Below are 25109 nucleotides of genomic sequence, written 5' to 3'. Positions count from 1 at the left end.
ACGATCCTGTGACGCTGGTTCCGATCGCCGAATATCCGGACCGGATCGCGGCCGATGTCGCGCGCATCGGGCTGGCCGCGAACGGCATAGAAGCCGTGTTGTTCGATGGCGGCATGGCGGACCTCGGCCTGGGTTTCATGACACCCGTCCGCCTGATGGTGCATGAGGATGACGCGGACCGCGCACGCGACCTGATCGAATCTGCCTAAAAAACGGGCACCACTTCGCACCTGCACAATAATTTAGCGTCCCTGATCGCCGGCATGCGCACAGGATGATGCGCGCGCGGCCAAATCTGCGTCATTTTCGAATCTGGCACACCCCTTGCTGTCTTCTGCTCCGCACAAAAAGCAGATGGGGGCCGAATGAAACTCGTCATAGCAATCATCAAACCCTTCAAGCTCGATGAGGTGCGCGAAGCACTTTCGGAGCTTGGTGTCGCCGGGATGACGGTGACCGAGGTCAAGGGGTTCGGGCGCCAGAAGGGCCAGACCGAAATCTACCGCGGCGCAGAATACAGCACGAACATGGTCCCCAAGATCAAGATCGAGGTCGCCTGCGCCTCCGCGCTGGCGGACCGGGTGGTCGAGGCGATCCAGGCATCGGCCAACACCGGCGCGATCGGCGACGGCAAGATCTTCGTGCTGGATGTCGGCCAGGCCGTGCGCATCCGCACCGGCGAAACCGACGAAACCGCGCTCTAGGGCAGGTGATCCACTTCCACCGGATCATCTGCCCTAAGATTTTGTTTTGACGCGATTTTCGAGCCGTTCGACGTTCCGTCGAACTCCAAATCGCTCCAAAGGGAAAGGGGGAACAATGACGATTTCCAAGAAAATCGCGGCGGGTGCGGGAGCGATCGGCGCTTCGCTGTTCGCCGCCATGCCCGCCTGGGCCAATGTCGCGGCCGCCAATGTCGCGGAAGCCGCCAACACCGCCGCAGCTGCGGTGACCGAAGCGGCGCCCGCCGCGGTCGAGGCCACCGTCGACAAGGGCGACACCGCCTGGATGATGGTCGCAACCATCCTCGTCATGACGATGATCGTGCCGGGCCTGGCGCTGTTCTATGGCGGCCTTGTCCGTTCGAAGAACATGCTGTCCGTGCTGACGCAGATCATCGCGGTCGCCAGCCTCGCCATGATCATGTGGGTCATGTTCGGCTATGGCCTCGCCTTCGGCGGCGACTCCAACCAGTTCGTTTCCGCCGGCAAATGGTTCCTTGCGGGCGTGAACGCCGATTCCACGGTCGCGACCTTCACCGCGGGCGTGAACATCCCCGAATTCGTCTTCATCGCCTTCCAGATGACCTTCTCCGCGATCACGGTCGCGCTGGTCGTCGGCGGCCTTGTCGAGCGCATGAAGTTCTCGGCGCTGATGGTCTTCGCGCTCGTCTGGCTCACCATCGTCTATTATCCGATCGCGCACATGGTCTGGTATCTGGGCGGTTCGGACGACGCGACGGGCCTGATCTTCGGCTGGGGGGCGCTGGACTTCGCGGGCGGCACCGTGGTGCACATCAACGCGGGCGTTTCCGCGCTGGTCGGCGCGATCATCCTGGGCAAGCGCATCGGCTATCAGAAGGAAATCATCGCACCGCACTCGCTGACGCTGACATTGGTCGGCACCGGCCTGCTCTGGGTTGGCTGGTTCGGCTTCAACGCCGGCTCCGCGCTCGAAGCCAATGGTTCGGCCGGCCTCGCGCTCATCAACACCTTCACCGCCACCGCCGCCGGCGTGCTCTTCTGGATGCTCACCGAAAAGGCGCTCGGCCATAACGGTTCGCTGCTCGGCGCCTGTTCCGGCGCGATCGCCGGCCTGGTCGCCGTCACCCCGGCCGCCGGCAATTCGGGTCCGTTCGGCGCGATCCTGCTCGGCGCGATCGCGGCGGTCGTCTGCTGCATCTTCGTGATGAAGATCAAGGCCAAGCTGGGTTTCGACGACTCGCTGGACGCGTTCGGCATCCACGGTGTGGGCGGCATTATCGGCTCGATCGGTACCGCCTTCACCATGCTGCCCTCGCTCGGCGGCCCCGCGAAGCCGGACTATGACCTGGGCAGCCAGCTGGTGACCCAGATCATGGCCGTCGGTGTCGCGATCATCTGGGCCGCCATCGGTTCGGCCATCGCCTTCTACATCGCCAAGGCGGTCACCGGCCTGCGCGTCTCTCCCGAAGTGGAGCGCGAGGGTCTCGACCTCGGCGAGCATGGCGAGCGCGCCTACAACTACTGACAGGATCGGAAGGCGGCCGGCAGAAGCCGCCTTCCCCAAGGGGTTCCTCCTGCGAACGACCTGGGTCGGCATGGCAACATGCCGGCCCGTTTTTTATGTGGGCGCGCCGTTGGCGCGACATGCGCAGCCCCGGCGAACGCCAGGGTCTCTCGATCATTCGTGGGGATCGGCATGTGGTCCGGGATCGCAGCTCGAGACATAAGTCTCTCGCACCCACCCCAATCCCCTCCCGTGAACGGGAGGGGATTTTCCTTTAACGTTGCGCCAGATCAGCCTTTACGAAGTCCGCACAGCGCTCGCCGATCATGATCGTCGGTGCGTTGGTGTTGCCGGAAACAAGCGCGGGCATGATCGAGGCGTCCGCGACATACAGCCCCTCGACCTCGCGTACCCTCAGCCGTGGATCGACCACCGAATCCGGATCGGCCCCCATCCGGCAGGTGCCGACCGGGTGATAGACGGTATCCGCGCGGTCCCGGATGATCTCGACCATCGCGGCATCGTCGTGCACCCCAGCCATATGCCGGTCACGCCCGCCATAATCGGCGAGCGGCCGCGCCTCCAGGATGCGGCGCATCAGCTTCACGCCCGCCAACAGCGTTTCGACGTCGCGCGCGTCGGACAGGAAAGCCGGATCGATCAGCGGCGCGGCGGCGGCGTCGGACGACGCGAGACGCACCGTGCCGCGGCTGTGCGGCCGCAACACGCAGACATGGCAGGAAAAGCCGTGTCCCTTCACCTTGGTACGGCCATGATCCTCCAGCAGCGCCGGCACGAAATGAAACTGGACATCGGGCGCGGGCAGATCGGGGCGCGTTCGCGCGAAACCGCCGCTTTCCGCATAAGGCGTCGTGAACGGGCCGCTGCGCGACCGGAACCATTGGAACATGGCGCCCAGCGTGCTGAGCGTGCCGCGCAAGGTCTGGCCGATAAAGGGCGCGCCCGCCGTCTCATAGCCGGCGACATAGTCGATATGATCCTGCAACGCGCCGCCGACCGCCTGCCGATCGCGTACCACCGCGATGCCATGGTCGCGCAGATGCCCCGCCGGACCGATGCCCGAAAGCATCAGCGTCTGCGGCGATCCGAACGCCCCGCCCGCGACGATCACCGCACCGCGTGCGCGGATGGTGCGCCGGGCGCCGCCCTGGGCGAACTGGACGCCGGCGGCACGTCCGTCCTCGATCAGGATGCGCTCGACCAGCGCGCCCGTGCGGATGTCGATGCGATCGCGACGCGGCTCGACATAGGCGCGCGCGGCGCTCCAGCGTTCCCCGCCCTTCTGCGTCACCTGATAGACGCCGACGCCGTCGAGCTGGGCGCCGTTGAAATCGGGATTTCGCGCCAATTGCAGCGACGCCGCCGCCTCGACAAAGGCGAGGCTGCCCGGATTGGCACTGTGCTGGTCGGACACCGCCAGCGGGCCGCCGACACCGTGGAAACGATCCTCTCCGCGCGCATTGTCCTCCGCGCGGCGAAACACCGGCAGCACATCGGCATAGGACCAGCCATGGCAGCCCATCGCCGCCCAATTGTCGTAATCCCAGGCGCTGCCACGGATGTAGAGCATCGCATTGATCGCGCTTGATCCGCCAAGTCCACGCCCGCGCGGCTGATAGCCGCGTCGCCCGTTGAGACCGGCCTGCGGCACCGTCTCGAACCGCCAGTTCGACGCATCGGGAATGAAGGGCATCATGCCTGGGGCACGGATGCGCCAGTCGGTATTGGCGCCCCCGGCCTCGATCAGCGCGACGCGGAGTCCCTTGTCCGCCGCAAGCCGGCCCGCCACTGCGGCACCGCCCGATCCGCCGCCCACCACGACGATGTCGACCTCGTCCATCCACCCGCTCCCGCTCGGTCACCTGAAAGTGATCTCGCGTTTACGTTAACGTCATTTCAGATACGGGCAAGCGATCAAATATGGACGAAGCTGAGCGTGATCGGTCGGTTGAGCGCGCGGGCGTCGTCGGCGATCCCGACGAGCGCATCGAACAAGGCGGTCAGCGCAGGCACAGGCCGCGCCGGGCACAATATCTCTACCGCGAAGGGCGGCTCCACGCCGTTGATGCCGCCGCCGATCAGGGAATCGGCCAGCGCGTCGATCGAATGGCCATGCCATGACGGCGCGTCGATCGCCGCCAGGAATGCATCGTAGAAGCTCTCCACATCGGCCCAGCCGCGTCCGTCGAGGCGGATCACCTCAGCCATGGTCCGTGATCACCGCGTCCTGCCCCCGCTCCTGCCTCGCCTGCCAGCGCGCCCTGATCGTCTCGCTCGAGTCGCGCGATCCGTCATGGCTCCAGCCCGGCGGAGCGACAAGATAGCCGATCTTGTTGCGGATGCCCGGCGCGCGCCACACGTCCCGCGCCATGCCGATCCATTCGTGGAAGGCTGCCCAGAGCAGGTTGAAGCTGCCCAGCTGCTTCACGATCCCATAGCGCGGGCGCTCCTCGTCGAGCTCGGGAGCATAAGTGCCGAACATCCGATCCCATATGATGAACACGCCGGCATAGTTGCGATCGAGATAGCGCGGATTGGTGGCGTGGTGGACGCGGTGGTGCGACGGCGTATTCATCACCGCCTCGAACCAGCGCGGCATCCGGCCGATCATCTCGGTGTGGATCCAGAACTGGTAGATCAGGTTGAGCCCGGCGCAGAAGAACACCATCGCCGGCGGGAAACCGATCAGGAACAGCGGCAGGCGAAAGACGAAGGACAGGCTGATGAAGCCGGTCCAGGTCTGCCTGAGCGCGGTCGAGAGATTATAATGCTGGCTGCTGTGGTGAATGACATGGCTCGCCCAGAACCAGCGGACCCGGTGCGCGCTGCGGTGGAACACATAATAGGCAAGATCGTCGAGGACGAAGCAGAGCGGCCAGGCCCACCAGCCATAGCCGATGTCGAGCAGGCGGTGATTCCAGAGCCAGACCGCCGATGCGCCCACCGCTCCCGCGCACAGTATGGCTGCGATCGTGCTGCCCAGTCCCAATCCCAGCGAGGTCATCGTGTCGCGCACATTATAGCGGGTCCGGTCGCATCGGCGCGCGACGAGCATCTCGACCAGCACCAGCGCGATGAAGCCGGGAACCGCGATATTGACGGGATCGGGCAGCTCAACCATGGTGCGTATGCCTGAGGCCGCTTGCCCAGCGCGCGGCCTGATCACCCAGATCGAGCGTCACCTGCCCGAACATCCGGTCCGTCGTCGCGATGGTGAGCATCCGGCGATCGAGCCGCCCGAAAAAGGGGGGTTCCAGAAGCCGTGATGCGAAATGATTGCCGTGCACGCGGATCAGCATGTGCCGCCCTTCGGCATCCTTGAGCAATGCGGCATGGCCCGCGCGGTCCACCACGACATCGACGGGATCGAAGCCGCAATGCGCCTCGTCGGCCAGCATCCGTGCGTGCGCCGCATCGGCGATGCGGACGTCCGCGCCCAATCCGAGAAGCTGCGCGGCGAGCCCCAGGCCGAGCACCCCGACCAGCGAGCCGCCGAGCAGCAGCCAGTTCATGCGCGCGCCGAAAGCGCGTCCAGCATCGGGCGGATCGCCCCGAGATCATAACCCGCACCCGCCGCGGTTTCGCTGAGCGCATCGGGCGAACCGCCGCGCTGCGCCGAGGCAAGCGCCCAGAGATAGGTGGAACGCGTGCCCGATCGGCAATAGGCCAGCACCGGTCCGCCCGCCGCGTCGAGCGCGGCGTTCATCTCATCGAGCTGGTTGGCCGAAAAGCCGGCATGGGTGACGGGAATCGCACGATAGGCCAGCCCCGCCGCCGCGCACGCCGCCGCGATCTCGTCGCCGGTCGGCTGCCCTTCCTCCTCGCCCTCGGGACGATTGTTGATGATCATCGTCACACCCTGCGCGGCGGCGGCCGCGACCTGGTCGACGGAAATCTGGGGCGACACGGCGATCGCGTCATCGAGCCTTCGGAACATCGGATACTCCACGGGAAAACGGATAGCTTCCGGCATGTCATAGCGCGCGTCACCGGATCGGGGAACGCCCCTCGCCACGCCGAATGCCGATTGATCTTAGAGTCTGTTTGGAAATGTGCGGAAGAGCACATTTCCAGAGCCGCACCAGCCCGCTCCCCCACCCGGCCTCCCATAAGATACTGCCGTTGGGAGGCCGGGTGGGGGAGCGGGCGGAACAGGCCAAGGTTCCGGCGATGCGAAGCATCGTTGGAATGCCTGTGGAGGGAGGTACGGCAATGCGCCAAAGGCGCATTTTCCAAACAGACTCCTACAGCGCCGCCTCGGTCGCGGGCGGAACGCCCGGCTTGCGCCGTGCAGCCCACAGGCAGCCGGCCACGATCAGCAGCGCCCCGGCGATGGTCATCATCGACACGCTCTCGCCGAACACCCACCAGCCGAGCAGCGACGCCCAGATGAAGGCGGTATATTCCACGGGCAGGAGATAACTCGCCTCCGCCCGCGCATAGGCCCAGGACAGAAGCATGATCGAGACGAAGGCGAAGATGGCGCAGACCATCAGGCGCGGCACCTGCGTCGCATCCGGCGCCACCGCCCACCAGGGGGCCGCCGGCATATAGATTCCGAGCGCGACGATGTTGAAGAACAAAGCGACTTCGAACGGATCGGCGACCTGCGACTGGCGCCGCGCGACGATCAGGCTGAAGGCGTAAAGCACCGCGCCGATCAGGACGGCGATCGCGCCGCGAAACGCCTCCGGCCCCATATCCGCCCGCGCCTGCCCGATGAGGATGACGAGCACGCCCAGAAAGGCGAGCGCCGAGGCGGCGATCGCGGTGCGGTCCACGCGTTCCTTGAGCATCACCGCCGCCAGATACAACGCGATCAGCGGCGCGATGAAGCTGAGCGCCACACCCTGCGCGATCGGCATGCGGGCCAGCCCCCAGAAGAAAAGCAGCACCGACAGACCCGCGGTCAGCCCGCGCCAGAAATGCAGGACCAGCACCGGCCTGCCCGGCCAGCGCCTGCGCCCGGCAACGAACAGGACTCCACCGATGATCAACCCGAAGATCGAGCGCCACAGCATCGCGCTATAGGCGCCCATTTCGATCGACAGCCCCTTCATCAGCGCATCCATCGCGGAGAAGACGGCGATTCCGAGTGCTGCGACGGCGAAGGCGGCGGCACCGCCTGCGGGCTTCATTCCTGGGCGAGCCGTTCGAGCGCTTCGCCCTCGACCCGCCAGATCTCCCAGCCGCTGGTGCGATGGCCGCCGATATGGGTGTAGAAGCGCCTGGCGTTCTCGTTCCAGTCGAGCACCGCCCAGTCCATCCGCCCGCAATCGCGCGCCTTGGCCTCCGCCGCGAGCGCGCGAAACAGCGCGATGCCCGCGCCCGAACCGCGCGCGACCTCGTCGACGAACAGATCCTCGAGATAGAGCGTCGGCTTGCCCGTCCAGGTCGAATAGGTGAGGAACCACAGGGCCAGCCCGACGACCTTGCCGTCGATTTCCGCCAGATGCGCCCAGACGCGCGGGACATCGCCGAACAATGTGGCGCCGAGCGACGCCTCCGTCGCCTTCACCGCGCCGGGCTCGCGCTCGTACACCGCGAGCGCGTGGACCAATCGCAGGATCTCGGCCTCGTCGCCCGGGCGGGCGGTGCGTATCGCGAGCGTCATTCCGCGGCCACCGGCGTGTCGATGCTCGCTGCCTCGATCTCGGCGGCCTTCGCCTCGACCAGCTTGACGATATGGTCGATCATCTCGGCATCCTGGACGTGATGGTCGGTGACGCCCGACAGATAGACCATGTGCTTGCCATTGCCGCCACCGGTGATGCCGATATCGGTTTCGCGCGCTTCGCCCGGCCCATTGACCACGCAACCGAGCACCGACAGCGACAGCGGCGTGTTGATATGCTTCAGCCGGTCCTCGAGCGCCTGGACGGTGCGGATCACATCGAAGCCCTGCCGCGCGCAGCTCGGGCACGAAACGACCCGCACCCCGCGCGTGCGAATGCCGAGCGATTTCAGGATCTCGTAACCGACGCGCACTTCCTCTTCGGGTTCGGCGGAGAGCGAAACCCGAATCGTGTCGCCGATGCCGGCCCAGAGCAGATTGCCGATGCCGATCGCCGATTTGACGGTGCCGCCGATCAACCCGCCGGCCTCGGTGATGCCCAGGTGCAGCGGGCAATCCACCGCTTCGGCAAGCCCCATATAGGCGGAAACCGCCAGGAATACGTCCGACGCCTTCACCGCAACCTTGAATTCGTGAAAGTCGCGATCCTGGAGCAGCTTGATATGATCGAGCGCGCTTTCGACGAGCGCCTCCGGACAGGGCTCGCCATATTTTTCGAGCAGGTCGCGCTCCAGGCTGCCGGCATTCACGCCGATGCGGATCGCGCAGCCATTGGCGCGCGCGGCATTGACGACTTCGTTCACGCGGTCCGCGCTGCCGATATTGCCCGGATTGATGCGCAGGCACGCGGCGCCCGCATCCGCGGCCTCCAGCGCGCGCTTGTAATGGAAATGGATGTCCGCGACGATCGGCACGCGCGCGGCGCGCACGATCTGCTTGAGCGCCGCGGTCGATTCCACATCGGGGCACGAAACGCGGATGATATCGGCGCCCGCCTCCTCGCAGCGGCGGATCTGGTCGATCGTCGCCTTCGCATCGCTGGTCAGCGTGTTCGTCATCGTCTGCACGGTGACGGGCGCATCGCCGCCGACGGGAACATTGCCCACCATGATCTGGCGGGATTGGCGGCGCGCGATATCGCGCCAGGGGCGGACCGACATGTTTTACTCTTCTGTTAGCAAGCAATGCCCTATAGCGCGCTTGAATGACGATCGGTAGTGAAGTTCCTGTGCAGCCAAGCGTTACCGTGCCCCGGCATTATGGACTGGACTGGTTGCGCATCGGCGCCTTCCTGCTGCTGATGCTCTACCATGCCGGCATGGTCTTCGTGACCGGCAACTGGATCGTGAAGACCGCGCACCCGATCCAGTGGCTCTCCTATCCGATGCTGTTCATCACGCCATGGCGGCTGACCGTGCTGTTCATCGTCTCCGGCTATGCGTCGCGCGCGCTGCTCGTGAAGCTCCGGGGCACGAAACGCTTCGCGCGCGAGCGCACGACCCGGCTGATCATCCCGCTGCTGTTCGCGATGGCGGTGATCATACCGCCGCAAAGCTGGGTGAATCTGCGCTTCAATCACGGCTACACCCAGGATTTCGGCCATTTCATGGCGCATGACTGGCTGATGTTCGGGCAATATGACCATGTGACCCTGCCGGGCTGGGAGCATCTCTGGTTCGTCTTCTATCTCTGGCTGTTCACCATGCTGCTGGCGGCGGGCCTGTTGCTGATCGGCGAGGAAACAAAGGCGAAGCTGGCCGGCATGTTCGAAACGCTCGGCACCGGATCGCGGCTGCTGTGGCTGCCGCTCGTCTATTTCGTGCCGGTGCGTGTCGCCGTCACCTTCACCACCGGCGAATCGCACGGGCTGTTCGACGACTGGCTGACCGATGTCATCCATTTCCCCGCCTTCCTGTTCGGCTTTGGACTGGCCGGCTCGCGCGCGGTATGGCCCGCCTTCGCGCGCGTGTGGCGGCCGGCGCTTGTGCTGGCGCTGGCGAGCTTCGTCATTCTCGTCGCGGTCGAAAGCGCCTATCCCGGCACGATGACGCCGCCGCACGGCACGATGGCGCTCAATCGCGCCGCGCTCGCCTGCATGATGTGGAGCATGGCGCTGGTGATGATCCATGCCGCGACCGTGCTGCTCAACCGCGACCATCCGTGGCGTGCGCGGCTGAGCGAAGCGGTCTTCCCCTTCTATATCATCCACCAGACCGCGATCGTGATGATCGCCTGGTGGCTGCTGCCGCTGGCGCTGCCGCCCCTGGCCGAAGCCGCGATCATCATCGCGGGCACGGCGCTCAGTTGCGTCCTCTTCTACGGTATCGCTGGTCGCATCGCCTGGCTCAGGCCGCTCATCGGCCTGCGTCGCTAGAGCGTCTTGCCGAAAAGCATGCCCTTGCGAAAGCACGGGTAGAACCGGGTTTCCGCAAGACCGAGGCGATCACGACATCCAGAGCGATCTGCGGTTCGATGAAATCATCGGCCGGCGCGGAAATCGCGGCAAACCAAAGGCCGGCAAGCAACAAATCATTACAAGCATGATCGGATCGCGACACGCTGCGCGCCGATACCGGCTGGACAAGATCCAGGGTTATCGCCGTGCCGCGCTCATCCCCCAGACGAAACGCCTCTCGTTGCCTGAGCGCCATCATCGCGGCTGGATTGATCGCCGGCCTGTTCCCGCCATCGCAGGCCATTGCCGGAAAGACGGGTTGCGCGCCCGCCGACTGGCATGATTTCGATGTCGATCGCGACCGTCATATTCGCGTGCCCGTGACGATCGCGGGCATCCCCTTCTCCGCCGTGCTCGACAGCGGCGCCACGCGCAGCGTGATCGACCGCAGGATCGCCGACCGGCTGGGCCTGACCGCCCAGGCCGGTTATACCGCGCGGGGCCTGACCGACGATGTCGAAGGCGCGATCGGGGAAGCCGCGACCGTGCGGATCGGCGATATCGCCCTCTCCCTGTCGATGGGCGTGCTCGATCTCGGCGCGCTTTCAACGGCTTCGTCACGCCCGATCGATGTCGTGCTCGGCCGTGAGATCTTCGAACAGGGCATTGTCGATATCGATTTCCGGAAAGAGCGGATCCGCTTCCTCAACCGCGATTGCCGCCCAGGCGATGGCCGCGCGATCGTCCTGCCGCTCCGCAACAAGGACGGCATGTACAGCGTGACCGCGGCAGTCGAAGGCAGGGGCGATGTCGATTTCCTGCTCGATCTCGGCAGCACCGTGTCGGTCTATCTTTCACCCAGTTACGCGCTGGAAACAAAGCTTCTGGAGGGCAAGAAAGTCTCCACCGGCATGACCGCCGGCATGGAAGGACTCGACCTCAGCCTCCTGTCGACGTTGCGCAGCTTCAACCTGGCCGGCGTCGAGTTCAGAAACGTGCCGGTCGCGATTCCCGAACGCTGGAGCCAGCAGACCAGCGGCGTGATCGGCCTGCCCGTCCTCGCCCGGTTCCGGGTGCAGATCGATGCGGCGGCGGGGCATATCCGGCTGACTCCCGATGGCGACACCCATCGCGAGCCCTTTGCCCGCGATCGTTCCGGGCTCAGCACCTCCCGCGAGGACCGGCATCTGCGCGTGCTGCACGTCGCGCGCGGCAGCCCGGCCGAGCGCGCGGGCATGCGCGCCAACGACCGCATCGTGGCGATCAACGGGGTGGGCGTGCCCAAGGCCTATCCGCCCGGCGCCATTCCCATCGGCCGCAGGCCCGCCGGCACCGTCGTCAAGCTGCTGACGGCCGAAGGCGGCGATCATTCCATCACGCTCGAGGATTATTACTGATACGAGCAGAGCTTGCGCATTCCACGGTGCGAATACGCCAGCATCCTTGCAGCCCGATATGAGCAACCTTCGACCCTGACCGCTTCGGGGAGTGTCGCCACAGGGGTAGGACGCGGCGAGACGGAAGCGATCAGGGTCAGGATGGTCAAGCCTTCCTGCGTCCGGCGCGCACCATCTCTCGGCGGGCGGGCGCGGAATGGTGTCGCGCCGGAGCCCTGCACGCTAAGCACCGATTATTTGCAGCCATTGTCTGTTTTGTAAGGAAATGCGGCTGGAGCGATTTCGGGGCAGGGGCGAACCGCCTGGCGGCGCAGCGGCGCCGGCCAGCGAATCCGAGTTCAGCCGGCCAGGGGTGCGCCGGGCAAGCGGATCTCGACGCGCAACCCGCCACTCGGACGATTGATGAGCGCCAACGCACCCTGCTCCCGTTCCACCGCGCGCGCGACGATTGCAAGCCCCAGTCCCAACCCGCGCGTGTTGCGACGGCGCGCCGCGTCGAGCCGAACAAATGGCTTCAGGACATCCTGAACCCGATCCTCGGGAATGCCCGGCCCCTCATCATCGACGCGGATCAGCAACGTGCCTTGCTGATGCTCCATGAAGAGCGTCGCACTCTTGCCATAATGCAGCGCATTCTCGACGAGGTTCGAAATCGCGCGCCGCATCGCCACCGGCCGCAGCGTCCATTCCAGGTGCCCCGGCCCCGCATACCGTGCATCGAACCCCTGATCGACCATCTCGTCGACGATCGTCGCCGCCATCACCGCGATATCGATGGGCACGACGCTTTCGGGATCCTTCTCGCCACCCAGATAGGCGAGCAGCGAGGTGACCATCGCTCCCATTTCCGCCACATCGCCGGAAATCGACTCGCGCAGATCGTCGTCGTCGATCGCATCAAGCCGCAGTTGCAGCCGCGCGATCGGCGTGCGCAGATCATGGCCGACCGCCGCGAGCGTTTCGGTGCGATCATCGATCAGGCGATGGATCCGCCGCTGCATTTCGTTGAACGCGCGGATCAGGTTGCGGACCTCGACGGTGCCGGCTTCTTCGAGTTCGATCCTCTCGCCCAGCCCGACCCGCTCGGTGACCTTGGCGAGCCGCCGCAACGGCGTCAGCGTGCGGCGGATCAGCAAGCCGCTGACGATCAGCAACGCGATCGCCGGGATCAGCGCCAATCCCATCCGTCCGGCGGTCAGCGCCCATCCGACCGGGGCATCCTTCATGCTGAAATAGAGCCAGCTGCCATCGGGCATCTTCAGGCCGCCGGTCACGGTCGATTGACGCCCCAGCGAAACCAGCCGGATGTGCAGATTGGTCTTTTCGAGCGACGGCTCCCAGGCAACGATCTGGTTGCGCATCCGCTCGAGCTCCGGCGACAGGCGTTGCGGCGGTGGCGGCGCCGGACTCCACTGGACGTCGTAACGATCGGTGGTGAGCTGTTCCGCCATCGCCTCCCGTTCATGCCAGGGGCGTTCGACGACAAGCTTGCGGGAGATGATCAGATGTTCGGCCAGGCGCCGCGCTTCATCCTCCTGCAGCGACAGGTGACTGGCGCGCTCATACAGGAAGGTTCCGACGGCGAACTCGATGGTCAGTGCCATCAGCAGGATCGCGAAGATCCGCCCAACCAGGCCGAGCGAACCCTGGAAATGGCGCATCAGGCGCGACTGACCTCGGCATTGAACATATAGCCGATGCCGCGCACGGTGGTGATCGGCGCCGGCCTGGTGCCGGTCGAGAGCTTGCGGCGCAATCGGCTGACCAGCACATCGACGCTGCGATCGGAAGAATCTCCAAGCCGGGTACGCGACAGTTCGATCAGTCGCTCGCGCGCGATCACGCGCTGCGGATGGCTGAGAAAGCTGCCGAGCAGATCGAATTCGGCGCCGGTCAGTTCGACCACCGCACCGCTGGGCGACCGCAGCTCACGCCGCGGGAAATTGACCGACCAGCCGTCGAAATGCGCTTCGCTCTCGCGGAAGTCGCCGGGCTGACGCTCGCTGCCGACGCGGCGAAGCACCGCGCGGATGCGGGCGATCAGTTCGCGCGTGCCGAACGGCTTGGCGAGATAATCGTCGGCGCCCAGTTCCAGACCGATCACCCGATCGGCCTCGCTGCCGCGCGCACTGATGAAGATGATGGGCACTTCGCTCTTGCGACGGATCTGGCGACAGAGATCGATGCCGTCGGTTCCGGGCAGCATGATATCGAGCAGGACCAGATCGACGGGGCCACCCTCGAATGCGACCCACATTTCCGCCGCCGACGATGCGGGGCGCACGATATAGCCATGTTCCTGCAGCGCGCGCGCGGTCAGCATGCGCAGGGGAGGATCATCCTCGACGATGACGATCGATGGTGCGGTCATGGCTGGAGACACTGATACCAGGAAAAACTCATCGGTGCGCGAAGTAGATAGCGGTCTGGGCAAGGTCAACCGCCCGGCCCCGGCCAATCGATCTCCTTCCCGGCCAGCAACATTTTGTCATCATAAGGAAACGATGAAGGCACGTGGCAATATTTTTTTACGACTGCGGCACAGAAATGAAATTTCGCAGCCCTAGGTCGGCATCGATCCGAACCCTCGCGGAGCTGGCTCCACCTTATATGCCGAATTCGTCCCTATCGCTCCAGCGGCTTGCTGCCATCGCCGCAATCATGGCGATACTCCCTGGCGTTGCGCATGCCGGTGCCGACAAGCGTCTGGCGGCCATGACGCCCGAGCGTTTCCGTGTTGCCGCCTCCACGATCGACGATCCGCTCGAATTCGAGACCATTATCTCCACCGAACGCGGCCATCGCCGCGAAAAGGCGATGAAGGGCCTGATCGGCAACGACGCCTATCTTCGCGCGGTGATCGACAAACGATCGGGCGCGACGCGTTACGAGATATGGCAGGAGATCCGTTATTTCGGCCCTCGCCGCGCCTATCAGTCCGTTCATTTCGAAGCCGGCGAAAATGTCGAGCGCCGGCCGCTGTCGGTCGCGCGCCACGGAGCCGATCTTTGCCCGGAACCCGAAACGAACGGCGACTGCGTCATGACCAAGACCATGGCGTTCCCGATCGAGGAAACGGTGTTGCGGAGCGTCGCCGCGCGCTATCGTTCCGGAACCGCGGATGGCTGGAAATTCAAGTTCAAGGACGGCACCGGCCGCGACATGGTGAGTTCGATCGCCCCGGCCGAAGCCGCCGGCCTGTTGCTTGCCGTCGATGACTATCGAACCCCCGCCGTACCGCGTCGCGAACCCGGCGCACGCGATCAGGCCGGCTGACGCACCGGCGACCCATCCGCTCATGTACGAGTTGAGATAGTGACCAGTCATTCGCGAGTGACATTCGTGACAGCCATGCTGTGTTGCGCCTCCCCTTCGGCGGCCTGGGCGCAAGCGCTGTCCGCTGAAGAGGCGCAGGCGCTGCGTGACGAGGTCGCATCGATGAAGGCGCGGCTGGAATCGCTTGAACGGCGCCTTGCCGCGAGCGAGGGCGCCTCGCCCAAGCAACCGGCGGACGCGGCTCCAGCCCCGGTCGCGGTTGCCGCCGCGCCATCTCCCGCGCCGGCCAAGGACGGCGACCGCATCCAATGGCGCGGATCGCCCCAATTCGTGTCGGGCGATCGGCGCTTCAAGGTGAAGGGCCGCCTGCAGGTCGATGCCGGCTATGTCTCTCCGCCACCCGGATCGAAGGATCGGGCCTTCGGCTTCTCCAACGAGTTCCGCCGGATCCGCCTGGGCGGCGAAGGCAATCTCGACTCGCGTTTCGGCTACAAGCTCGAGCTGGAATTGTCCGACAACAGCGTCGATCTCGTCGATGCCTTCGTGACCTATGAATCCGGCCCCCTTGCTCTGGCGCTCGGCAATCAGAACCAGTTCCAGTCGCTCGACGAACTCGTCGGCGACACCACCGGTTCGTTCATGGAACGCGCGGCCTTCACCGACGCGTTCAATTTCGAGCGACGACTGGGTTTGGCCGCGAGCTACCGCAAGGGCGACTGGCTGATGCAGGCCGGCATCTTTTCGGACGATCCCGGCTCGCTCGCCAATGACAGCGACGGGCCTGCAGGCGGCGACGAGAATGACAGTTTCGGTGTCGATGGTCGGCTGGTCCATGTCCGCCGCTTCGGCCGGACCTTGCTCCATCTCGGTGCATCCGCACATTGGCGCGCGCTCAATCGCACGGCGGAGCGGCCGACGCGCTACGGCCAGCGCCCCTATCTTCACAGCAGCAACACCCGCGTGATCTCGACGCCCGCCTTCGCGGTGACCAACGAACTCCATTATGGCGCCGAATTTGCGGGGATCCACGATCGCTGGCATTTCGCGGCGGAGGCGCACTGGCTGCGTGCGTCGCGCGCCGGCCTTGCCGATCCGTCATTCTTCGGCGGCTATGTGGAACTGGGCTATTTCCTGACGCGCGGAGACAGCCGGGTCTACAAGAACGGGATCTTCGATCGCGCTCCGCCAAAATCGAGCATCACCGATGGCGGCATCGGATCGATCCAGCTCAACCTCCGATACGATTATCTCGATCTGAACGACGATATCATTCGCGGCGGAAACCAGAACGCCCTGCTGCTCGGCCTGATCTGGACACCCGTCAACTATCTCAGACTCAACATGAATTATGGCCATATTCGCTATCAGACGGCAGATCTCGATGAATTCGGAATCAACGTCGCCGGATTGCGCATGGAACTCGATTTCTAGGCGATGCCCGCCAACAACAATCCATATCGGAAGCGATATGATCTTGGCCGACAGGCCAGTTTGTAAGCGATCATGTCTGCCTTGCTAAATATTGTTGCTCCGCAACACAGTTCATTGTGCGTTGCAACCGCACACCCCATTCTGTCCCAATCGCGCCCCCTCAAGGATCATCTGTGACCATGACAAGCATATTCGATCGCTGGAAGGCCGACGTACCCGCGTCCATCGTCGTGGCGCTCGTCGCTCTCCCCCTGTGTCTTGGCGTCGCACTCGCATCCGGCGCTCCGCTTTTCTCGGGCATCATCGCGGGCATCGTCGGCGGCATCGTCGTCGGCGCGCTTTCGAAATCACCGCTCTCGGTGAGCGGCCCCGCCGCCGGCCTGACCGTCATCGTCCTGTCCGCGATCGAACGCATGCCGAGTTTCGAAGCGTTCCTGCTCGCGGTCGTCCTGGCCGGCGTGCTCCAGATCATCCTGGGCCTGACGCGATCGGGCGTGCTCGCCGAATTCGTGCCCTCCTCGGTCATCACCGGCATGCTGGCCGCGATCGGCCTGATCCTGATCCTGAAGCAGCTGCCGCACGCCTTCGGCTATGACGGCACTTACGAGGGCAGCTTCGAATTCATGCAGGCCGACGGCCTCAACACCTTCAGCACGATCATCCATTCGCTGACGAGCAGCGTTCACGCCGGCGCGATTCTGATCGCGGCGATCAGTATGGCCTTCCTGTTCTGGTGGGACAGCGCGAAGCCGACCGAGGGGCCGCTGCGCTATCTGCCCGGCCCGCTCGTCGTCGTGCTGATCGGCATCTTCGGCAACGCCCTGTTCGGCCTGGCGATGCCGACGCTCCAGATCGACGTCACCCATCTCGTCAAGGTGCCGGTGGCCGAGGACATTCCGGCCTTCCTGTCCTTGTTCAGCTTCCCCGATTTTTCGGCGATCTCCAATCCGGCGACGTGGACGATCGCGATCACGCTGGCGATCGTCGCGAGCCTTGAATCGCTGCTCAGCGTCAAGGCCGTCGACGAACTCGATCCCCAGCGCCGGACCACCGACAAGAATCGCGAACTGATCGCGCAGGGCGGCGGCAATCTGATCTCCGGCCTGATCGGCGGCATCCCCGTCACCTCGGTGATCGTGCGTTCGTCCGCCAACGTCGAAGCCAAGGCCGAGAGCAAGGCATCGACGATCATGCACGGCACCTGGCTGCTGCTGAGCGTGCTGCTGATCCCGACGGTTCTCAACCTGATCCCGCTGTCCGCGCTCGCCGCGATCCTGATCGCGACCGGGTACAAGCTGGCCAAGCCCAAGCTGTTCCTGCAGCGCTACAAGCAGGGCTGGACGCAGTTCGTGCCCTTTGTGGTGACGGTGGTGGCGATCCTGTTCACCGACCTGCTGATGGGTATCGGCATCGGCCTGGCCGTGGGCTTCGTCTTCGTCGTCGGCCGCAACCTCCGCCCCGCGATCACCTTCGCCTGCGACGGCAAGGACTGCCTGATCCGCGCGCGCCGCAACCTCTATTTCATGCATAAATACGAGTTGCAGCGCGAACTGGGCCGCGTGCCCGACGGCTCCAACGTGCTGATCGACCTGTCGTCGACCAATTATGTCGACCTCGACAATGTCGAGATCATCAACGCCTTCATCAAGGGTGCGCGCTTCCGCGAGATTTCGGTGATCGTCCGTGGCGATATCGCCGAGAACACCGCGCCGCTGATCAACGCCCCGCTCACCAGGGTTCAATACGCATGAGACAGTATAAGCAGCTCCTCCTCGCCAACAAGGCGTGGGCATCCGAGATGGTCGAGGAACATCCCGAGTTCTTCAGCCGGCAGGTGGTGGGGCAAAAGCCCGACTTCCTCTGGATCGGCTGCTCGGACAGCCGGGTCAGTCCCGAGCAGATGACGATGACGCAGCCCGGCGGCATGTTCATGCACCGCAACATCGCCAATCTGGTCGACGAGAACGACCTGAATCTGATGTCGGTGATCCAATATGCGGTGACCGTGCTGCGCGTCAGCCACATCATCGTCTGCGGCCATTATGGCTGCGGCGGCGTGACCGCGGCGCTCAACGGCGGGACCGAGGGCCCCGTTCACGAATGGCTCGCCAGTCCGCGCGCGACCCGCGATCGCCATAGCGGGGAAATCGCGTGCCTCGACGACCAGACGTCGAAGATTAACCGCCTGGTCGAGCTCAATGTCATCGATCAGCTCGAACGGCTCGCGCGCACCGAGACCGTCCGGGATGCCTTCGCCACCGGCCAGCCGCTCACGCTGCACGGCTGGGTCTATGATCTGAGCGATGGCCTGATCCGCACATTGGCGGAAATCGACGCGAAAACCGCGAGCAAGACGGGATTGCAGCCTCTCGAAGCGGCCTGACGAACCGCCCGCGCGCGGAACGTCGAGAGGGTGGCGCGAAAGCGGTCGCTGCTGGTACAGCGTCGGCGATGACTCGCCTCCTCGCCTTCCTCGCCACGCTGTTCCTGCTGGTGCCCGCCCCGGCCCAGGCCTGGTGGGAATATGGCCATGAAACCGTCGGCGCGATCGCGTATCGCAATGTGACACCCAAGGCGCGCACCGCGATCGACGCGCTACTCAGCAAGGGACGCTTGCTGGAAACGCCGACCTGCCCGGTCAATACGATCGAATTGGCGAGCTATTGGCCCGACTGTGCCAAGGAGCTCGGCCTGCGCTTTTCCTACGCCTATTCCTGGCACTATCAGAATGTCGATATCTGCAAGCCGTTCGACCTGAAGGCGGCCTGCCGTGACGGCAATTGCGTCTCGGCGCAGGTCGATCGCAATCTGAAGCTGCTCAAGGACAAATCGGTGCCGGAGCGCGAGCGCCTGATGGCGCTCGTCTTTCTCGTCCATTTCGTCGGCGACCTGCATCAGCCGCTCCATGCCGGCGACAAGAGCGATCTGGGCGGCAATCGCGCGCGCGCGGCCTATGGCGACTTTGTGACGCAAAGGCTCAATCTGCATGCGATCTGGGACGGATATCTGGCCGAACGCGCGATCTCGACGCCGCCACCGCTGGTACGCATCTATTCCGCCGAGGAACGCGCGGCGATGAACGGTGGCACCACCGAGGACTGGAGCCGGGAAAGCTGGCAGGTCGCGCGCGACACCGTCTATGCCAGCGCCTATGGCGGCGATCCCTGCACGGGGCCGGCACAGGAACGCTCGAAACTGTCGAACGAGACGATCGAAACGCTCATCCAGCCGCTGCGGCTGCAGGTCGAGCGCGGCGGACTGAGGCTGGCGCGGCTGCTCGATGAAGCGCTGGGCTAGGACCAATCGACATTCAGTTCAGACCGAGTCGAAAATGGTGATTTTTCGTGACCCGGAGCGCAGCGTACTTATCGTACGTGAGCACCGGAAGCACGGAAAAGCGCCATTTGCAGGCCGGTATGGGCTGAATGTCGATTGGTCCTAGAGCATCGTGCGGAAAAGTGGGAACCGGTTTTCCGTAAAAACGATGCGATCACAAACATCTGGAGCGGGCCACGCGATTCATATGCGCGCAGCCCGCTCTAAGCCGCAACGGTCACCCGACTACCCGCGCGGGCGCGCCTGCGGATAGGTGCCCAGCATGCGCACCCATTTGGTGTGGAACGCCAGTTCCTCCAGCGCGCGCTTCACCGCCGGATCATCGGGCGAACCCTCGATATCGGTGAAGAATTCGGTCGCAGCGAAGCTGCCGCCGCGCTGATAGCTTTCCAGCTTCGTCATGTTGACGCCGTTGGTCGCGAAGCCGCCCATCGCCTTGTAGAGCGCGGCCGGAATATTCTTCACCTCGAAGATGAAGGTGGTCATCAGCTTGCCTTCAGGCTGTTCGGCACGCGCTTCACGCGCCAGCACGACGAAGCGGGTGACGTTGTCTTCCGAATCGGCGAGCCCCTCGGCCAGCGTCTCCAGCCCGTAGATGCCCGCCGCGAGCGGAGGCGCCAGCGCGGCCACCCCGGCATCGTTCATTTCGACGACCAGCGCCGCGGCACCGGCAGTGTCGGCATAGGGCACCGGCGTGATGTTGCGCGCACGCAGCCAGCGGCGGCACTGCCCCAGCGCCTGGGGATGGCTCACCGCATCCCGGATCCCCTCGATCGGGCCCAGCCCCATCAGGCTGTACCGGATCGGCAGGAAATACTCGCCGGTGATCACCAGCCCGGATTCGGGCAGCAGGAAATGCATGTCCGCGACGCGGCCATGCAGCGAATTCTCGATCGGGATGAGCGCGCAACCCGCCTGCCCCTCCTTCACCGCATCGATCGCATCCTCGAAACTGAAACAGGGGAGCGGCAGGGCGCCTGGCAGCGCCTGTTCCACCGCCAGATGCGAATTGGCGCCCGGGGCGCCCTGAAACGCTACGGCACGCGCGGGTTCGCGGGCTGCGGCCTCCAGCATGGCGGCGACGATCGGGCGGGCGGGGGCGGGATATTTTTCCATGATAGGGCGAGCCGCTTACGCAGGAAGCGGATTCGGCACAAGCCGCGCTTGCGATGCTCGACACTGGCTCTTAAAGGGAGCGCCATTCGAATGCGGGACGAACAGAGGGATTCTGATGGACGACAGGTTCAACACGATCGCAGGCTGGACCTTGTTTGCGGGGATCGTGGCACTGGGCGCTTCGATCGCCAGCGGCATGTACTTCCATGCGGAAGCGCCTGAAAAGCCCGGCTACGAGGTCGCGGACGCCGATCCGGCGGGTGGCGGCGGCGCGGCCGAAGCGATCGATATCGCGACGCTGCTGCCGGCGGCCGACGCCAACAAGGGCGCAGACGTCTTCAAGAAGTGCGCGGCTTGCCACACTATCAACCAGGGTGGCGCGAACGGCATCGGCCCCAATCTCTATGGGACGATGGGTGAAGAGATCGGCCACGGCAAGGGCGGCTTCGCCTTCTCCGACGCACTGAAGGGTGTCGGCGGCAACTGGGACTTCCAGAAGATGGATGCCTGGCTGGCCAGCCCGCGCAAGTTCGCGCCCGGCACGAAGATGACCTTCGCCGGCCTTTCCAAGCCGGAGGATCGCGCGAATCTGCTCGTTTACCTGAACGCGCAGGGTTCGAACCTGCCGCTTCCGGCCGCTGCGGCGCCTGCCGCCGCCGATACGGCTGCCGCCCCCGCCGCCAATGGCGCGGCGCCGGCGGAAAATGCCGCGGAAGCAGCACCCGCTGCCAACGCCGCGGCACCCGCCGCGCATTGATCCGCGTCGAACCGCTCGCCGGGCCAGCGCTCGGCGAGCGGATCGACGATCTGGCGGCGTTGCGGATCGCCGTCTTCCGCGCCTTTCCCTATCTCTACGATGGGGACATCGACTATGAGCGCGCCTATCTAAGGGCCTATGCCGACAGCCCCGGCGCGATCGTGATCGGCGCGTTCGACGGCGATCGGCTGATCGGCGCCGCGACCGCCGCGCCGATGGAAGATCATGCGGCCGAATTCGCCGCCCCGTTCGAAGCGCGCGGCCATGATCTTTCGACGATCCTTTATTTCGGCGAATCGGTGCTGCTGCCCGACTATCGCGGCCATGGGTTGGGCCATGCCTTTTTCGACGGTCGCGAAGCGCATGCGCGGGCGCTGGGGCGCGACCACGCGACCTTCTGCGCGGTGATCCGCCCGACGGGCCACCCTGCCCGTCCTGCCGACTATTCGCCGCTCGATTCGTTCTGGCGCAAGCGCGGCTACGGCCTGCTCGACGGCATCACCACCGGTTTTTCATGGAAGGATGTCGGCGAGCCGGCCGAAACCGAGAAGCCCATGCAGTTCTGGATGAAGACGCTGGCCTGATACGCGCTGCGGCCAAGATCGTCATTTTCGAACGAATGGATCCGTGGTCAGGCCGATGCAGGCTCCGAATAGAAATCCTGCACGATCGCCCAGGCCTCCTCCGCCGTTTCCACATAGTGGAAAAGATCGAGGTCACGCGCGGCGATCACCCCTTCTTCCACCAGCGCATCGAAATTCACCACGCGCTCCCAGAATTCGCGGCCGAAGAGCAGCACCGGAATCGGCTTGATCTTGCCGGTCTGGATCAGGGTCAACAGTTCGAACGTCTCGTCGAACGTACCGAAGCCGCCGGGGAAGACCGCCAGCGCGCGGGCGCGAAGCAGGAAATGCATCTTGCGCAGCGCGAAATAGTGGAACTGGAAGCTCAGCGACGGCGTGACATAGGGGTTTGGCGCCTGTTCGTGCGGCAACACGATATTGAGCCCCACCGTCTCGGCGCCGACATCGGCGGCGCCCCGGTTCGCGGCTTCCATGATCGACGGGCCGCCGCCCGAACAGACGACGAAATGACGCCAGCCCTCGGTGTCGCGCGGACTCTGGCTGGCGATCCGCGCGAGTTCGCGCGCGACCTCGTAATATCTGGACTTTGCGATCAGCCGCTCGGCGATACGCCGGCTGGCGTCGTCGGTCGCCAGATCGAGCAGCGCCGCCGCCTTTTCGGGCTCGGGGATACGCGCAGATCCATAGAAGACGAACATCGACGCGATCTTGGCTTCATCGAGCAGCAATTCGGGCTTGAGCAGTTCGAGCTGGAAACGGACGGGGCGCAGATCCTCGCGCAGCAGAAAATCCGTGTCCTGGAATGCGAGCCTGTAGGCGGGATGCTCGGTCTGGGGGGTCGAAACGCCCTGCTTGGCCTTTTCGGCATCCTGCTTGGCTTGGGGGAAAACCCGGCTGGGTACGATCTTGTCAGTCATCGAGGGCATTTAGCGGGCTTTGGCGGATAGCCCAAGCCCTCAACGGCAGAAGGGCCCCCGCCCCATGTCGAGATGGAAGTGATCGTAATGCGCCGCATTGTAATCGGGGCTGAGAACGGTCGCGAATCGCTTGCACGCCGAGTTGTGGATCGTCTTCAAGAAAGCGCGTTCGCTGCTCGTCCCTTCCTTCCAGCCGCCGCGCACCGCGATGCGGCGGCCATCGTCGAGCACGAAGGCGGCGACATCGACGGCATTGCTGTGCGCATGTTCGGAAAGCCGGCCGGTGGCACCGCCATTGCCGTTGACGGTGCGGCAATTATAGGTGCCCATCGTCTCGATCTTCACCACTTCGGCGCCCAGGATCTGCCGTGCCGCCGGGCGCACGCCATAACGTGCCCAGGCGGCGAAATTCTTCGCCAGCGGACAGGTCATCGCGCCGAGATTGGTGACGGGCGTGCCGATATCGATCAGCTTCACGCTGCCCAGCGTCGAACAGCCGCCATCGAACTGGCGGTCAGGCAAGGCGCTGTACTGCACCGAAGCCGCGCCGAGATCGGCCATGCACTGGCGAGTCGAAACGTCGTCGGCGAAGCGCGGCGCGGGAGTCAGGACCGGTTTCTGTGCCACCGGCCGCTTGACCGGCACGCTCCTGCGAACGTCCGGAGCACCGACACAGGCCGCCAGCGCCATCACGGCAACCAGCGGCCCGGCCAGGAAAATCCGATTTCCACGAAGCGAAACCATGGCGCGAACCCTAGGCCATCGATGGTTAACAACATCCTAAGATATCGGTTTCACAAACTCGTCGCTTGACACCGGCGGGCGCGACTTTAGGAGCGGCGCCGGGCCACGCTGTCCCAACGCAGCGCGTGCTCTCTGTAAGGAGAGACTGACATGACGAATACCCCGCCGGTGCGCGATGCGCACGCTTCTGCGACTCTGCGCGATGCGCACGATATCGCGACGACTCGCCCCGACACCAAGCCGGCGCGCCCCCATTTTTCCTCAGGTCCCTGCGCCAAGCCTCCGGGCTGGTCGGCTGAGCGCCTCGCGACGGGTTCGCTCGGCCGCTCGCACCGTTCGAAGATCGGCAAGGCGCGACTGCAATACGCCATCGACCTGATGCGCGAGATGCTGCGCCTGCCCGATACGCATCGCATCGGCATCGTTCCCGGATCCGACACCGGCGCCTTCGAAATGGCGATGTGGACGATGCTCGGCGCCCGCCCCGTCACCGCGCTCGCTTGGGAGAGCTTCGGTGAAGGTTGGGTCACCGATGCCGCCAAGCAGCTCAAGATCGATCCGACCGTGCTGCGCGCCGATTATGGCCATATCCCCGATCTGACGCAGATCGACTGGACCAACGATGTGCTGTTCACCTGGAACGGCACCACGTCCGGCGCACGCGTGCCGAATGGCGACTGGATCCCCGAGACTCGCGAAGGCCTGACCTTCGCGGACGCGACCAGCGCGGTCTTCGCCTACGATATTCCGTGGGACAAGATCGATGTCGCCACCTTCTCGTGGCAGAAGGTGCTGGGCGGCGAAGGCGGGCATGGCGTGCTGATCCTCGGCCCCCGCGCGGTCGAGCGGCTAGAGAGCTATACGCCCGCATGGCCGCTGCCCAAGGTGTTCCGTCTGGTTTCCAAGGGTGCGCTGGCCGAAGGCGTGTTCAAGGGCGAAACCATCAACACGCCATCGATGCTGGCCGTCGAGGACGCGATCTTCGCGCTCGAATGGGCGAAGTCGATCGGTGGCCTCGAAGGGCTGATCGGCCGGGCGAACGCCAATGCGGCGGCGCTCGACCGGATCGTCGCCGACCGTGACTGGCTGGGCCATCTCGCCCCCGATCCGGCGACGCGTTCGACCACCAGCGTCTGCCTGACGGTCGAGGGCGCGGACGAGGCGATGATCAAGAAGTTCGCCTCGCTGCTCGAAGCAGAGGACGCGGCCTATGACATCGCCGGCTATCGCGATGCGCCCGCAGGGCTTCGCATCTGGTGCGGCGCCACCGTCGAGACCGCCGATATCGAAGCGCTCGGCCCCTGGCTCGACTGGGCCTATGCGACCGTGAAGGCCGCATAACCCCTCGCCTG

At 64.9% G+C, this 25109-nt stretch carries 27 protein-coding genes; 13 read left to right on the top strand and 14 right to left on the bottom strand.

Translation table 11 applies throughout. The features are described from left to right. Nucleotides 1–8 precede the first annotated feature (8 nt). From K7G82_RS09605 to K7G82_RS09595, 3 genes are all read left to right on the top strand, one after another. A complete protein-coding gene (locus tag K7G82_RS09605) occupies nucleotides 9–209 on the top strand; it encodes a putative signal transducing protein (RefSeq protein WP_222989621.1) in 201 nt (66 codons plus the stop codon). Nucleotides 210–365: 156 nt separating this feature from the next. After that, a complete protein-coding gene (locus tag K7G82_RS09600) occupies nucleotides 366–704 on the top strand; it encodes a P-II family nitrogen regulator (RefSeq protein ID WP_222989620.1) in 339 nt (112 codons plus the stop codon). A gap of 115 nt (nucleotides 705–819) precedes the next feature. Beyond that, on the top strand, nucleotides 820–2229 hold the full coding sequence (locus K7G82_RS09595; protein WP_222989619.1) for an ammonium transporter: 1410 nt from the start codon (nucleotides 820–822) through the stop codon (nucleotides 2227–2229). Nucleotides 2230–2482: 253 nt separating this feature from the next. On the opposite strand, the gene K7G82_RS09590 is transcribed toward K7G82_RS09595, so the two are convergent. From K7G82_RS09590 to ispG, 8 genes are all read right to left on the bottom strand, one after another. Next, a complete protein-coding gene (locus tag K7G82_RS09590; RefSeq protein ID WP_222989618.1) occupies nucleotides 2483–4069 on the bottom strand; it encodes a GMC family oxidoreductase in 1587 nt (528 codons plus the stop codon). Nucleotides 4070–4143: 74 nt separating this feature from the next. Further along, the gene (locus K7G82_RS09585) at nucleotides 4144–4437 is read right to left on the bottom strand and encodes a barstar family protein (protein WP_222989617.1); all 294 of its coding nucleotides are present in this window, start codon (nucleotides 4435–4437) and stop codon (nucleotides 4144–4146) included. Next, the gene (locus K7G82_RS09580) at nucleotides 4430–5350 is read right to left on the bottom strand and encodes a sterol desaturase family protein (protein ID WP_222989616.1); all 921 of its coding nucleotides are present in this window, start codon (nucleotides 5348–5350) and stop codon (nucleotides 4430–4432) included. The genes K7G82_RS09585 and K7G82_RS09580 overlap by 8 nt, the downstream gene beginning before the upstream one ends. After that, nucleotides 5343–5741 (bottom strand): hypothetical protein, encoded by a 399-nt coding sequence (locus K7G82_RS09575; RefSeq protein WP_222989615.1) that lies wholly within the window; start codon nucleotides 5739–5741, stop codon nucleotides 5343–5345. The genes K7G82_RS09580 and K7G82_RS09575 overlap by 8 nt, the downstream gene beginning before the upstream one ends. After that, nucleotides 5738–6166 carry a protein tyrosine phosphatase family protein gene (locus K7G82_RS09570; protein ID WP_222989614.1) on the bottom strand — a complete coding sequence of 143 codons (429 nt, stop codon included), beginning with the start codon at nucleotides 6164–6166 and terminating at the stop codon, nucleotides 5738–5740. The genes K7G82_RS09575 and K7G82_RS09570 overlap by 4 nt, the downstream gene beginning before the upstream one ends. Nucleotides 6167–6473: 307 nt before the next feature. Then, complete coding sequence (locus tag K7G82_RS09565; protein ID WP_222989613.1) at nucleotides 6474–7367, bottom strand: DMT family transporter; 894 nt, start codon at nucleotides 7365–7367, stop codon at nucleotides 6474–6476. Then, nucleotides 7364–7843: a GNAT family N-acetyltransferase gene (locus K7G82_RS09560; RefSeq protein ID WP_222989612.1), complete on the bottom strand. Its 480-nt coding sequence runs from the start codon at nucleotides 7841–7843 to the stop codon at nucleotides 7364–7366. The genes K7G82_RS09565 and K7G82_RS09560 overlap by 4 nt, the downstream gene beginning before the upstream one ends. Further along, nucleotides 7840–8964 carry a flavodoxin-dependent (E)-4-hydroxy-3-methylbut-2-enyl-diphosphate synthase gene (gene ispG, locus K7G82_RS09555; protein ID WP_222989611.1) on the bottom strand — a complete coding sequence of 375 codons (1125 nt, stop codon included), beginning with the start codon at nucleotides 8962–8964 and terminating at the stop codon, nucleotides 7840–7842. Before ispG ends, K7G82_RS09560 begins: the two co-directional genes overlap by 4 nt. Before the next feature lie 44 nt (nucleotides 8965–9008). Between ispG and K7G82_RS09550 the strand changes: the two genes are divergently transcribed. Further along, nucleotides 9009–10178, top strand: coding sequence for an acyltransferase family protein (locus K7G82_RS09550; protein WP_246623393.1), 1170 nt, complete (start codon nucleotides 9009–9011; stop codon nucleotides 10176–10178). On the opposite strand, the gene K7G82_RS09545 is transcribed toward K7G82_RS09550, so the two are convergent. Then, nucleotides 10159–10458, bottom strand: a complete 300-nt coding sequence (locus K7G82_RS09545; RefSeq protein ID WP_222989610.1) for a hypothetical protein — start codon at nucleotides 10456–10458, stop codon at nucleotides 10159–10161. The genes K7G82_RS09550 and K7G82_RS09545 overlap by 20 nt on opposite strands. A gap of 10 nt (nucleotides 10459–10468) precedes the next feature. Here K7G82_RS09545 and K7G82_RS09540 point away from each other — a divergent pair, with 10 nt between their 5' ends. Further along, entirely contained in the window at nucleotides 10469–11596 is a 1128-nt protein-coding gene (locus K7G82_RS09540; RefSeq protein WP_222989609.1) for an aspartyl protease family protein, read from the top strand. Between the two features lie 338 nt (nucleotides 11597–11934). Here the strand turns inward: K7G82_RS09540 and K7G82_RS09535 are convergent, their stop codons facing one another. Both K7G82_RS09535 and K7G82_RS09530 read right to left on the bottom strand, forming a co-directional pair. Then, nucleotides 11935–13257 (bottom strand): ATP-binding protein, encoded by a 1323-nt coding sequence (locus K7G82_RS09535; protein ID WP_222989608.1) that lies wholly within the window; start codon nucleotides 13255–13257, stop codon nucleotides 11935–11937. Continuing rightward, the gene (locus tag K7G82_RS09530) at nucleotides 13257–13967 is read right to left on the bottom strand and encodes a response regulator transcription factor (RefSeq protein ID WP_222989607.1); all 711 of its coding nucleotides are present in this window, start codon (nucleotides 13965–13967) and stop codon (nucleotides 13257–13259) included. Before K7G82_RS09530 ends, K7G82_RS09535 begins: the two co-directional genes overlap by 1 nt. A gap of 290 nt (nucleotides 13968–14257) precedes the next feature. Here K7G82_RS09530 and K7G82_RS09525 point away from each other — a divergent pair, with 290 nt between their 5' ends. The 5 genes from K7G82_RS09525 (at nucleotide 14258) to K7G82_RS09505 (ending at nucleotide 19600) form a co-directional block, all read left to right on the top strand. Next, the gene (locus K7G82_RS09525; protein ID WP_222989606.1) at nucleotides 14258–14872 is read left to right on the top strand and encodes a hypothetical protein; all 615 of its coding nucleotides are present in this window, start codon (nucleotides 14258–14260) and stop codon (nucleotides 14870–14872) included. Nucleotides 14873–14947: 75 nt separating this feature from the next. Next, nucleotides 14948–16303, top strand: a complete 1356-nt coding sequence (locus tag K7G82_RS09520) for an OprO/OprP family phosphate-selective porin (protein ID WP_222990243.1) — start codon at nucleotides 14948–14950, stop codon at nucleotides 16301–16303. 179 nt (nucleotides 16304–16482) lie between these two features. Next, complete coding sequence (locus tag K7G82_RS09515; protein ID WP_222989605.1) at nucleotides 16483–18054, top strand: SulP family inorganic anion transporter; 1572 nt, start codon at nucleotides 16483–16485, stop codon at nucleotides 18052–18054. Continuing rightward, nucleotides 18051–18686 carry a carbonic anhydrase gene (locus K7G82_RS09510; RefSeq protein ID WP_222989604.1) on the top strand — a complete coding sequence of 212 codons (636 nt, stop codon included), beginning with the start codon at nucleotides 18051–18053 and terminating at the stop codon, nucleotides 18684–18686. Before K7G82_RS09515 ends, K7G82_RS09510 begins: the two co-directional genes overlap by 4 nt. Before the next feature lie 68 nt (nucleotides 18687–18754). Beyond that, entirely contained in the window at nucleotides 18755–19600 is an 846-nt protein-coding gene (locus K7G82_RS09505; protein ID WP_222989603.1) for a S1/P1 nuclease, read from the top strand. A 264-nt stretch (nucleotides 19601–19864) separates the two neighbouring features. Here the strand turns inward: K7G82_RS09505 and K7G82_RS09500 are convergent, their stop codons facing one another. Next, nucleotides 19865–20755 (bottom strand): prephenate dehydratase, encoded by an 891-nt coding sequence (locus K7G82_RS09500; RefSeq protein WP_222989602.1) that lies wholly within the window; start codon nucleotides 20753–20755, stop codon nucleotides 19865–19867. A gap of 115 nt (nucleotides 20756–20870) precedes the next feature. On the opposite strand from K7G82_RS09500, the gene K7G82_RS09495 reads away from it, so the two are divergent. Together K7G82_RS09495 and K7G82_RS09490 are read left to right on the top strand one after the other, a co-directional pair. Then, entirely contained in the window at nucleotides 20871–21512 is a 642-nt protein-coding gene (locus K7G82_RS09495; protein ID WP_222989601.1) for a c-type cytochrome, read from the top strand. Further along, the gene (locus K7G82_RS09490) at nucleotides 21509–22096 is read left to right on the top strand and encodes a GNAT family N-acetyltransferase (RefSeq protein WP_222989600.1); all 588 of its coding nucleotides are present in this window, start codon (nucleotides 21509–21511) and stop codon (nucleotides 22094–22096) included. Before K7G82_RS09495 ends, K7G82_RS09490 begins: the two co-directional genes overlap by 4 nt. Nucleotides 22097–22143: 47 nt before the next feature. On the opposite strand, the gene K7G82_RS09485 is transcribed toward K7G82_RS09490, so the two are convergent. Both K7G82_RS09485 and K7G82_RS09480 read right to left on the bottom strand, forming a co-directional pair. Beyond that, a complete protein-coding gene (locus K7G82_RS09485) occupies nucleotides 22144–23013 on the bottom strand; it encodes an LOG family protein (RefSeq protein ID WP_222989599.1) in 870 nt (289 codons plus the stop codon). A 39-nt stretch (nucleotides 23014–23052) separates the two neighbouring features. Then, nucleotides 23053–23757: an extensin-like domain-containing protein gene (locus K7G82_RS09480; protein WP_222989598.1), complete on the bottom strand. Its 705-nt coding sequence runs from the start codon at nucleotides 23755–23757 to the stop codon at nucleotides 23053–23055. A 150-nt stretch (nucleotides 23758–23907) separates the two neighbouring features. Here K7G82_RS09480 and K7G82_RS09475 point away from each other — a divergent pair, with 150 nt between their 5' ends. After that, the gene (locus tag K7G82_RS09475; protein ID WP_222989597.1) at nucleotides 23908–25098 is read left to right on the top strand and encodes a phosphoserine transaminase; all 1191 of its coding nucleotides are present in this window, start codon (nucleotides 23908–23910) and stop codon (nucleotides 25096–25098) included. Nucleotides 25099–25109: the final 11 nt, after the last annotated feature.

This window comes from Sphingomonas colocasiae (genome assembly GCF_019880585.1).
Classification (GTDB): Bacteria; Pseudomonadota; Alphaproteobacteria; order Sphingomonadales; family Sphingomonadaceae; genus Sphingobium_A; species Sphingobium_A colocasiae.
This window is presented reverse-complemented; position numbering and strand designations above follow the sequence as displayed.

What these genes read in the sequence shown, in the direction of transcription:
- K7G82_RS09600 (WP_222989620.1), top strand. Translation starts at nt 366, where the DNA reads ATGAAACTCGTCATAGCAATCATCAAACCCTTCAAGCTCGATGAGGTG.
- K7G82_RS09595 (WP_222989619.1), top strand. Translation starts at nt 820, where the DNA reads ATGACGATTTCCAAGAAAATCGCGGCGGGTGCGGGAGCGATCGGCGCT.
- K7G82_RS09590 (WP_222989618.1), bottom strand. Translation starts at nt 4,069, where the DNA reads ATGGACGAGGTCGACATCGTCGTGGTGGGCGGCGGATCGGGCGGTGCC.
- K7G82_RS09585 (WP_222989617.1), bottom strand. Translation starts at nt 4,437, where the DNA reads ATGGCTGAGGTGATCCGCCTCGACGGACGCGGCTGGGCCGATGTGGAG.
- K7G82_RS09580 (WP_222989616.1), bottom strand. Translation starts at nt 5,350, where the DNA reads ATGGTTGAGCTGCCCGATCCCGTCAATATCGCGGTTCCCGGCTTCATC.
- K7G82_RS09575 (WP_222989615.1), bottom strand. Translation starts at nt 5,741, where the DNA reads ATGAACTGGCTGCTGCTCGGCGGCTCGCTGGTCGGGGTGCTCGGCCTG.
- K7G82_RS09570 (WP_222989614.1), bottom strand. Translation starts at nt 6,166, where the DNA reads ATGTTCCGAAGGCTCGATGACGCGATCGCCGTGTCGCCCCAGATTTCC.
- K7G82_RS09565 (WP_222989613.1), bottom strand. Translation starts at nt 7,367, where the DNA reads ATGAAGCCCGCAGGCGGTGCCGCCGCCTTCGCCGTCGCAGCACTCGGA.
- K7G82_RS09560 (WP_222989612.1), bottom strand. Translation starts at nt 7,843, where the DNA reads ATGACGCTCGCGATACGCACCGCCCGCCCGGGCGACGAGGCCGAGATC.
- ispG (WP_222989611.1), bottom strand. Translation starts at nt 8,964, where the DNA reads ATGTCGGTCCGCCCCTGGCGCGATATCGCGCGCCGCCAATCCCGCCAG.
- K7G82_RS09550 (WP_246623393.1), top strand. Translation starts at nt 9,009, where the DNA reads ATGACGATCGGTAGTGAAGTTCCTGTGCAGCCAAGCGTTACCGTGCCC.
- K7G82_RS09545 (WP_222989610.1), bottom strand. Translation starts at nt 10,458, where the DNA reads ATGATGGCGCTCAGGCAACGAGAGGCGTTTCGTCTGGGGGATGAGCGC.
- K7G82_RS09535 (WP_222989608.1), bottom strand. Translation starts at nt 13,257, where the DNA reads ATGCGCCATTTCCAGGGTTCGCTCGGCCTGGTTGGGCGGATCTTCGCG.
- K7G82_RS09530 (WP_222989607.1), bottom strand. Translation starts at nt 13,967, where the DNA reads ATGACCGCACCATCGATCGTCATCGTCGAGGATGATCCTCCCCTGCGC.
- K7G82_RS09525 (WP_222989606.1), top strand. Translation starts at nt 14,258, where the DNA reads ATGGCGATACTCCCTGGCGTTGCGCATGCCGGTGCCGACAAGCGTCTG.
- K7G82_RS09520 (WP_222990243.1), top strand. Translation starts at nt 14,948, where the DNA reads ATGCTGTGTTGCGCCTCCCCTTCGGCGGCCTGGGCGCAAGCGCTGTCC.
- K7G82_RS09515 (WP_222989605.1), top strand. Translation starts at nt 16,483, where the DNA reads ATGACAAGCATATTCGATCGCTGGAAGGCCGACGTACCCGCGTCCATC.
- K7G82_RS09510 (WP_222989604.1), top strand. Translation starts at nt 18,051, where the DNA reads ATGAGACAGTATAAGCAGCTCCTCCTCGCCAACAAGGCGTGGGCATCC.
- K7G82_RS09505 (WP_222989603.1), top strand. Translation starts at nt 18,755, where the DNA reads ATGACTCGCCTCCTCGCCTTCCTCGCCACGCTGTTCCTGCTGGTGCCC.
- K7G82_RS09500 (WP_222989602.1), bottom strand. Translation starts at nt 20,755, where the DNA reads ATGGAAAAATATCCCGCCCCCGCCCGCCCGATCGTCGCCGCCATGCTG.
- K7G82_RS09495 (WP_222989601.1), top strand. Translation starts at nt 20,871, where the DNA reads ATGGACGACAGGTTCAACACGATCGCAGGCTGGACCTTGTTTGCGGGG.
- K7G82_RS09485 (WP_222989599.1), bottom strand. Translation starts at nt 23,013, where the DNA reads ATGACTGACAAGATCGTACCCAGCCGGGTTTTCCCCCAAGCCAAGCAG.
- K7G82_RS09480 (WP_222989598.1), bottom strand. Translation starts at nt 23,757, where the DNA reads ATGGTTTCGCTTCGTGGAAATCGGATTTTCCTGGCCGGGCCGCTGGTT.
- K7G82_RS09475 (WP_222989597.1), top strand. Translation starts at nt 23,908, where the DNA reads ATGACGAATACCCCGCCGGTGCGCGATGCGCACGCTTCTGCGACTCTG.